Source organism: Polyangium sp. y55x31 (assembly GCF_029946505.1).
Taxonomy (GTDB): domain Bacteria; phylum Myxococcota_A; class Polyangia; order Polyangiales; family Polyangiaceae; genus Polyangium.
In genome coordinates this window covers 179,189-187,416 of record NZ_JARZHG010000021.1, presented here as the reverse complement: position 1 = coordinate 187,416, position 8,228 = coordinate 179,189, and the positions used below count along the sequence as shown (strand labels likewise).

The window sequence follows — 8,228 nt, the reverse complement described above, 5'->3', positions numbered from 1 at the left end:
GGCAGCGGCGGCGCGGGCGGCAGCGGCGGCGCGGGCGGCTCTGGTGGGATGGGCGGGGCCGGCGGCACGGGCGGCGTAGGCGGGATGGCCGGCGCGGGCGGCATGGGCGGCGAAGGCGGCGCAGGAGGGAGCGGCGGCGCGGGCGGCTCCGGCGGCACGGGCGGCGGCGTCCCGATGTGCGTGACCCCGGCCGATTGCCCCGCGCCCGGCAGCCCGTGCATCGTGGCCACGTGCGAGGCCGGCGCCTGCGGCACTTCGTTCGTGGCCGCGGGGACACTGACAGCCAATCAGCAGGCCGGCGATTGCCGCGTCGAACAATGCGACGGGGCCGGGAGCACGATGCTCGCCGTCGACGGAAGCGACACGCCGAACGACGGCAACGTCTGCACGAGCGACCTGTGCGACGCGGGCATCCCCTCGCATCCGCCCTTGCCCGTCGATACGGCCTGCAACGCGAATGGTGGCAAGCTCTGCGACGGCAGCGGTGCGTGCGTCGAATGCAACAGCGGCGCGCAATGCCCGAGCGGCGTGTGCATGGGCAACGTTTGCCAGCCGGCGAGCTGCGACGACGGCCTGAGGAACGGCGCGGAGACGGACGTCGATTGTGGCGGCGGAACCTGCTTGCCCTGCGCCTCGGGGAAGGCTTGCCTCGCGGCAGCCGATTGCCAGACCGGCGCATGCATCGGCGGCATCTGCGATGCCCCCGCGGTCGTGAGCACCACGCCGGCCGACGCCGCGACAGGCGTCGCCGCGGGCGCGACGCTGGCCGTGACGTTCAGCATGCCGATGAACCCGGCGACGCTCTCCGCGCAGACGGACATCGGCCCCTGCACGGGCACGATCCAGCTCTCGACCGACGATTTCGCCACGTGCCTCGGCTTCGCCGCCGCCACGCCCACGATGTCGGGCGGCGGCACGGTCGCGACCCTCGTCCCGGCGCCGGCGCTCTCGTACGGCACGACGTACAAGCTGCGCGTGACCACGGCGGCCAAGGACCCGTATGGCAATGCCCTCGGCGCGGCGTACACGCAGATGACGGGCTTCTCGACGGGCGCGCCGCCGCCATCGTGCATCGGCTCCGTGGTGATAAGCCAGGTCTACGGCTATGGGGGCGAGTTCGGTGCGACGTACTTGAACGATTACATCGAGCTGCACAACCGCGGCAAGACGCCGGTGCCCGTGGGCAACTGGTCGCTGTATTTCGCGTCCCACAACGGGCTCTTCAACTCGGCGTCGTACCTGAGCAATACCATTCCGCCCGGCGGCTATTTCCTGATCCAGGAGGGCTCCGGCATCGGGAGTTATGGCACCTGGCTCCCGGTGCCGCCGGACATTGTGAACTACGCCTCGGTCTACGGTGGCCAGGGCAAGGTGGCGCTCCTGAGCAGCTACACGCCCGTGAGCGGCTTTTGCCCCCTCGACAACACGTCGCTCATCGATTTCATCGGCTATGGGCAGTCCCCGGATTGCTACGAGTACGAGGACGAGGACAACGCTTCGCCCGCGCCCTACACGCCCGATCCGAAAAAAGCGCTTTTCCGCGTCGACGATGGTTGCAAGGACACGAACGAAAACGGGGCCGATTTCGTGGTCGGCACCGCCGCCCCGCGGAGCAGCCTCGGCAGCCCGGCCCACATCTGCGCGTGCGGCGCCGAAGACGCGACCATGAACGAGTCGGACCTGCCCGCCGAGATCGATTATTGCAATCTGCAATTCCCGACGTCGCTCACGGTGGCCGCCGGTCAGGCGACGCCGCTCGTCTACGGCCGCGTCTACGAGGCCGACATCACGAATCTGAACGGCGTGAATGCCACGGTGAAAGCCGAGATCGGATACGGCCCCGCCAACGTCAACCCGACGAGCCAGAGCGGCTGGCAGTGGTTCCCGGCCACGTTCAACCAGCAATACGGCAACGACGACGAGTACCAGCGCTCGTTCACGGCGCCCGCGGCGGGCACCTACCGCTATACCTACCGCGTGAGCCTCGACGGCGGGCGCTGGACCTACTGCGACCTGGACGGCGCGGGGTCGAATCCGGGCCTCAAGTTCGACCCGGCCAAGCTGCCGGTCCTCACGGTCACGCCCTGAGACGGTTGACATCCCGAACGACTTGACCCTCCCTCGGGTCATGAGCCTCTTCTCCCACGTCATCGGCGTCGACGACGCGCCGTTCCCGCGCGCGCACCGCGGCGACGTGCCGATCGTGGGCGTCGCGTTCGCCGGAGACCGGCTCGAAGGCGTGCTCTCCGCGAAGGTGCGGCGCGACGGCGCGAACGCCACCGACGCCCTCGCCTCGATGATCAGCCGCTCGCGTTTCGCCGCGCATACCCGGCTCGTGATGATGGAAGGCATCGCGCTCGCCGGCTTCAACGTGGTCGACATCCACGACCTCGCCGAACGGCTCGGCATGGCCGTGCTGGTCGTGTCGAAGCGCGCGCCGAACGTCCCGGCCGTGCGGCACGCGCTGCTCGAAAAGGTCCCGGGCGGCGCCCGCAAATGGAAGCTCATCGAGAAGGCGGGGCCCATGGAGCCGTGCGCCGACCTCTTCATCCAGCGCGCGGGCCTCGACATGCAAGAAGCCGCCGCGGTGATCCGACGGCTCGCCGTCCACGGCCGCCTCCCCGAGCCCGTCCGGGTCGCGCACCTCGTCGCAAGCACGCTCGCGGTCCCCGGCGCGATTGACTAGGATGCGCGACATGACGCAACAAGACGTGTACGTGGTCCTGTCCTGCCTGGGACCCGATCGGCCGGGCCTCGTCGCGGAGGTGACGGAGTACCTCACCAAGCACGGGGGCAACGTGGAGGACAGCCGCATGGCCATCCTCGGCGCCGAGTTCGGCATCCTCCTGCTCGCCTCGGGCCCCCCCGCGACCGTGGACGCCATCGAGAAGGACCTCGCCGATCTGCAGAAGAGCACCGGCCTGACCGTGCTCGCACGCCGCACGAAGGCCCCCGAGGAGCACCGCCGCGCCCCCACGATCCCGTGTGCCGTGACGGCCGAGGCGCTCGATCACGAGGGCATCGTGCGCTCCGTGGCGCGGGCGCTCGCGCATGCGGGCGTGAACATCGTGTCGCTCGAGGCCACCGCGTACGCCGCGCCGGTCACGGGATCGCAGCTCTTCCGCATGGAAGCGCGCATCGACGTGCCCCAGTCGGTCGGCGTGAGCAAGGTGCGCAAGGCGATGGACGCGGTCGCCGAGGAGCAAAACCTGGAGATCGAGGTTCGCTCGCTCATCAAGTCCTAGAGCGCCGAAGAGTTCGGCGCTCTGCGAGATCGCAAAGCGAGCTCGCCTCGGGGGGTGAATCGGCCGGGCTTTGCCCGGACGAGAGGGGGACGCGAGGCGTCCCCCTCGGGACGGTTGCTCTCCGGGGCACGGGTGGAGTAAGGCGGAGGCATGGAGCCGCTCTCCGGACAGGATGATCCGCCGCAGCGCGTGGAGGCCTCGGCCGCACAGGCCGGGCATCGGCCCACGGAGATCAATGCGCTACTCGGGCGGGGTACGCGCTTCGAGGGCAAGCTCTACTTCGAGGGCCGCGTCCGCCTCGACGGCGACTTCCAGGGTGAAATCCGCGGCGACGACGTGCTCGTCATCGGCGACGGCGCCCACGTCTCCGGCGACATCCTCGTCGGCGCGTGCATCGTCACGGGGGGCGAGGTCTCCGCGAGCATCCGCGCCCGCACCGCCATCGAGCTCTACGCCCCCTCCAAGGTGACGGGCGCGCTCCACGCGCCGGCCATCTTCATCGATCGCGGCGTCCAGTTCGACGGTACTTGCAAGATGGCCCCCCTCGACGAGGCCGACACGCGCACCAGCAAAGAAGCGGCGCCGCCCCCCTCGACGCCGGCGCCGCCGACGCCCGCCTCCCCGGCGCCGCCGGCAGGGCGGGAGTGAACGAACTGTCACGCCTCCGCAGGATCCGCGCGCGGGAGAACGTCGCGAACACCTGAAATCCTGCGGGCTTCCTGGATATCTCCGGTCTTCGGGCACAGCCGGCATGGCTCGTGCACTTGGGGACGACGAAGACGACGACGAATCCACCCTTGTCGTTTTCCGGAGACACCCATGACGCTTCGCCTGCGCCACCTCGCCTTCGCGCTGCTCACGACCCTGACCACCCTCGGCGCCGTGCCGAACCTCGCGCGCGCGGGCGACGAAGAAGCCGCGCGGCTCGAGGCCCGCGGCAAGGCGCAGCGCTACACGCAGAAGACGACGGACCCGGCGAGCTCGATCGACACGGGCGGCGCGGCGATCCTGGTCCACGCGCCCATCGACGAGGTGCGGCGGATCGTCACGGATTACCGGCACTACGAGAAGGTCATCAAGCCCTTCAAGCAGAGCAAGCTGCTCTCGCGCACGAAGGGCGTGAGCGAGGTGTATCTGGAGGTGCCGATCCTGCACGGCGCCGCGACGGTCTGGGTCGTCACGAAGATCGGACAGCCGGTCAAAGACGGGAACGAGGAGCGTATCTCGGCGAGGATGGAGCGCGGAAACGTGGACGATTTCCGTGCCACGTGGAGGCTGCGCGCGGTGGACGGGGAGCGGACCATCGTGAAGCTGGAAATCCTCGTCGACCCGAAGATGCCCGTGCCGTCGTCGGTGGTGACGCCGGAGCTCTGCACGGCCGCGGACAAGGCCGTCACGGGGGTGCGTGATCAGGCCGAGAAGAACCACGCGGCGGCCTCGGTCGCGCGCGCCGAGAAGCAGAGCGTGTCTGCCGAAGGTTCCTGATCACGAAGCGCGCGCCGCGCCAAGCGCCGCGGCGAGCTTCGACATGAGGCGGGGGTCGTCGACCAGCCGCTGCGTCCACACTCTTCCCAGACGCGCCTGATCCGAAGCTTCGAGCCCGAGCTCGGCGAGGACCTCCGCCGTCGTCCCGCGCTCGGCGGCGACCTGGAGCCGCGCATGCTCGTCGAGCCCGACGCGCAAGCCGAGCCGCTCCTGCGTGGCGTGATAGGCGACGTCGTAGGCGAGCAGCAAGCGGCGTTGTCCCTGCGCGGCTTCCTGGGCCATCGCGTCGGCCCAGTGCCGCTCCACGGCGGCCCACGAGGCGCTGGAGAGCGCGTTCAGCGCGAGGAGCGCGTCGCGGCCGTCGGGACGATGGCGCAGCTCGGCGGCGATCGCGGCGCAGCGCTCGATGGGGATCGAGGCGGGATCGAAGGGTTCGGGTGAGCTCGACGGCGGAGCGTCGGCAGGCGCGGAAGCGGCAGCGGGCGCGGAAGCGGCAGCGGGCGCGGGCGCGGCAGCGGGCGCGGAAGCAGCAGCGGGCGCGGGCGCGGACACGCGCGGAGGCACGGCGACCTTTCCCCCCTGCACCGGCCCCGGGCGCGGCGGTGAGGGCCGCGGCGGGCCTGCGCTCGGGCCCGCGGGTTTGGCCAGGCGCGGCGCGAGCGGCGCGGGCGGCTTGATCGGCGGCTTCGGCGCCGGCGTCGCAGGCTTGCCGGTCGAAGGCGGAGGCGGCGGCGTGGGCGCGTTCGGGAGCGGCTCGACCCGGCGCCCGATCTCGCGCCCCTTCGAGGACGGCGGAGGCGCGGCCTTCGGCATGTCGAGCGTCGTGTCCTCGGTGAGCGGCTCGGCGATGGCCTTCGGCGACGGCGACGGCGACGCCGACATGGGGGGCGGCGGAAGCGGCGGCGCCGCGATGGGATCCGGGGGAAGAGGGCGGAACGGCAAGGCAGGCGCCGGGCTCGGCAGACCCAGTTCGTTGCGATCCGTGGGCATCGGCAACGTGCGCGTGCGCTGCCGCTGCGGCGAGGAATCGGGCGGCGCGGGATCCACGAACCGGATCGGCGGCGCCTCGGCCCGCTCCGGCAGCACCATCGTGTCGCCGCTCTTCGGGGCGATGAGCACCGCGTCGTGCCGCATCTCCAGGAGGTTCAAGCCCGCCTCGACGTCCTCCTCGAGCGACTCGCCGAGGCGCAGGAACCGATCGAGCCGCTCGGGCCGGATCCGCTTCCCTTCCGGGTGCGCGGCGACCACGATCTTTCCCACGTCGGCCTCGGCGCCGCTCTTCAGGTCGGCGAGCCCGCGGAACGTGAGGACCATCGTCCTCTGCTCGGCGTCGATGCAGAGCGTGTCGCAGCGGAGCGCGATTTCCGTCACGCGCCCGCCCTTCGGATCGACGCGGAAGGCGTGGGGGCGGCGCTGCGGCAGGCGCGTCTCGACACGGCCCGGCATGGGCAGGATGCGGTCCAGGCCGATCGAGGCGGCGATGCGGAGCAGATCGATCTGCTGCTCGCGCGGCGCGCACTGGAAAAACGCGAACTCGAAGCCCTCGGGCGGCGCGCCCGCGGCGAGCGCCTCGCCGGCGAGCATGCCCTGCGCCCAGGCGTACGCCTCGTCGCCGAGGAGGAGCCTGCGCGAAGGCGCTTGCGGGGAGATCGGGCCGCCGGCCGGGAGGGTGGCGCCTTCGACGGCGACACGCGCCTCGGGGTCGGTCGCGCCGAGGACGAGGACGTCCACGCGGGGCTTGAGCGGCGAGAGATCCTCGGCGCCGCCCTCGGCGAGCGTCGTCACGGGCACCTGCGTCTCCGCGACGGTCGCCTCGCCGCCGGGCACGATGGTGAACGTCGCCTTGACGATCACCGTGAGCGAATAAGCGCCCGGCGCAGCCTGCCAGATCAAGGCCCCGGCGCGAAAGGGGCAGAGCGAAAGGACCTCCACGCGGCGCGCAGTGTACGAAGAGCGAGCGAAATCGGCGAGGGCTTCTTCGTGTGTCCCGGTCAACGGTCCTTGCGCCGGGATCGACGTCGCAGGCCCGGGGGCCGCTGCCGGGGCGCGCGGCGGAGCGCTTGCCAGATGCGCTCGGGTAGCTCCCGGGCCGCCTCGTCGAGGTCGATCTCGGGGGCGCCGGCGAGCCAGCGCCGGGCCGTCTCCGCGACGGGGCCGATGACGAGCATCTCGATCAGAGGCTCGGGCAGCGCCACGATGCGGCCGGCCTTCACGTGCGGCCGGAGCCATTCGGAGATGGCGGCGAGGCGATCCTGCTTGGAGGCGGCGATCGCTCCCGCGTGGGCAGGCAGGAAGCTCGCATACGCCGAGGCGTGCACGAACCGCGCGGAGGCCGGGTGCGCGGCCGTATGCCGCAGATAGGCGCGCACCAGGGCTGCGACGCCGGTGCGGGCCCCGCGTACGCCTTCGAGCGAGGCCACGAGGTCGTCGAGCAGCGCGCCCATGCAGCGCGCATAAAGCGCGGCGGCGAGGCCGTCGGCATTGCCGAAATGGTGATACAGGCTCCCGAGGCTCACCCCGCTCGCGGCCACGACGGCGTGCACGGTGAATGCCTCGTGCCCGCCTTTCGCGAAGACGTCGAGCGCCGCATCGAGGAGTCGCTTCGTCGTATCTTCGCCGCGCTTCTGCTTCGGCGCCATCAACCCGCCTCGGAGAGCTTTTGCGCCTGCGCCCAGAGCTCCGCCGCGAGCGCTTCGTTTCGCGCGACGGGGTGAAGCTCCGTCTCCACGTCGAGGTGGTAGTACTTTCCCGTCACGCCTTCGAGCGCCGGATCGAGCGCGAGCTTCACGACGGGCCGCGCGCCGTCCTCGGGTGATTTCCACAGCCGCTTCACCACGCGCAGGAGCCCGCCGAGCATCCCCTTCCGATCCCCGAGCCCCGTGCGAATGACGCCGGGATGCAGCGCGAGGATCGTCGGCCCCCGATCCTTCCACCGCGCCGCGAACCGCGGGACCAGGAGCAAGTTGCATAGCTTCGTCGTGGGATAGGTCCCGAGCGGATGAAAGTCTTCCCCGGTGGGTGTCTTTTCGAGATCGGGACGACCCTTCACGTAAAGGCCCGCGCTCACCTGGACGACGCGGCTCCGGCTCTCGACGAGGCGCGCTTCGAGCAAGTGATTGAGCATGAAGGGCGCGAGGTGATTCACCACGAACGCCATCTCGAGCCCGTCCTCGTTCAGGACCCGCTCGCTCGGCCAGAGCCCCGCATTGTGGATGAGCACGTCGATGCGTGGACAGGCCACGAGGATCGCCTCCGCCGTCTCTCGAATGCCGCGCTTCGTGGAGAGATCCCCCCAGACGAGCGTGACCTCCCCGGGCCCCGCGCCGCCGAGCTCGTCGCGCGCGAGCGAAGCGCGCTCCCGATCCCTCGCGTGCAGCACCACGCGGCACCCGCGCGAAACGAGATCCCGCGCCACGGCCTGCCCGATGCCACGGTTTCCACCCGTGACGACGACGGTCTTCATGCGCCGAGCGTACCCCGGAACTGGAACAACATTCT

8 protein-coding genes are annotated in these 8,228 nt (G+C 71.0%); 5 read left to right on the top strand and 3 right to left on the bottom strand.

Annotation, left to right across the window (positions count from 1 at the left end):
• The 5 genes from QHF84_RS30795 to QHF84_RS30775 form a co-directional block, all read left to right on the top strand.
• A partial coding sequence (locus QHF84_RS30795) for an Ig-like domain-containing protein (protein WP_281317041.1) occupies nt 1–2,088 on the top strand: 2,088 nt, incomplete at its 5' end.
• 40 nt (nt 2,089–2,128) lie between these two features.
• The gene (locus QHF84_RS30790) at nt 2,129–2,686 is read left to right on the top strand and encodes a DUF99 family protein (protein WP_281317040.1); all 558 of its coding nucleotides are present in this window, start codon (nt 2,129–2,131) and stop codon (nt 2,684–2,686) included.
• Nucleotides 2,687–2,696: 10 nt separating this feature from the next.
• Complete coding sequence (locus QHF84_RS30785) at nt 2,697–3,245, top strand: ACT domain-containing protein (protein WP_281317039.1); 549 nt, start codon at nt 2,697–2,699, stop codon at nt 3,243–3,245.
• A 150-nt stretch (nt 3,246–3,395) separates the two neighbouring features.
• Complete coding sequence (locus tag QHF84_RS30780; RefSeq protein WP_281317038.1) at nt 3,396–3,893, top strand: polymer-forming cytoskeletal protein; 498 nt, start codon at nt 3,396–3,398, stop codon at nt 3,891–3,893.
• Nucleotides 3,894–4,064: 171 nt separating this feature from the next.
• Nucleotides 4,065–4,730 (top strand): SRPBCC family protein, encoded by a 666-nt coding sequence (locus tag QHF84_RS30775; protein WP_281317037.1) that lies wholly within the window; start codon nt 4,065–4,067, stop codon nt 4,728–4,730.
• Here QHF84_RS30775 and QHF84_RS30770 read toward each other — a convergent pair whose 3' ends face one another.
• The 3 genes from QHF84_RS30770 to QHF84_RS30760 are packed head-to-tail and all read right to left on the bottom strand — an operon-like array spanning nt 4,731 to nt 8,193.
• Nucleotides 4,731–6,725, bottom strand: coding sequence for a DUF2169 domain-containing protein (locus QHF84_RS30770; protein ID WP_281317036.1), 1,995 nt, complete (start codon nt 6,723–6,725; stop codon nt 4,731–4,733).
• Complete coding sequence (locus QHF84_RS30765) at nt 6,722–7,369, bottom strand: TetR/AcrR family transcriptional regulator (RefSeq protein WP_281317035.1); 648 nt, start codon at nt 7,367–7,369, stop codon at nt 6,722–6,724. The genes QHF84_RS30770 and QHF84_RS30765 overlap by 4 nt, the downstream gene beginning before the upstream one ends.
• On the bottom strand, nt 7,369–8,193 hold the full coding sequence (locus tag QHF84_RS30760) for an SDR family NAD(P)-dependent oxidoreductase (RefSeq protein WP_281317034.1): 825 nt from the start codon (nt 8,191–8,193) through the stop codon (nt 7,369–7,371). The genes QHF84_RS30765 and QHF84_RS30760 overlap by 1 nt, the downstream gene beginning before the upstream one ends.
• Nucleotides 8,194–8,228: the final 35 nt, after the last annotated feature.

Coding starts and splice junctions, on each gene's coding strand:
- QHF84_RS30785 (WP_281317039.1), top strand. CDS start 2,697: ATGACGCAACAAGACGTGTACGTGGTCCTGTCCTGCCTGGGACCCGAT.
- QHF84_RS30760 (WP_281317034.1), bottom strand. CDS start 8,193: ATGAAGACCGTCGTCGTCACGGGTGGAAACCGTGGCATCGGGCAGGCC.
- QHF84_RS30780 (WP_281317038.1), top strand. CDS start 3,396: ATGGAGCCGCTCTCCGGACAGGATGATCCGCCGCAGCGCGTGGAGGCC.
- QHF84_RS30790 (WP_281317040.1), top strand. CDS start 2,129: ATGAGCCTCTTCTCCCACGTCATCGGCGTCGACGACGCGCCGTTCCCG.
- QHF84_RS30775 (WP_281317037.1), top strand. CDS start 4,065: ATGACGCTTCGCCTGCGCCACCTCGCCTTCGCGCTGCTCACGACCCTG.
- QHF84_RS30765 (WP_281317035.1), bottom strand. CDS start 7,369: ATGGCGCCGAAGCAGAAGCGCGGCGAAGATACGACGAAGCGACTCCTC.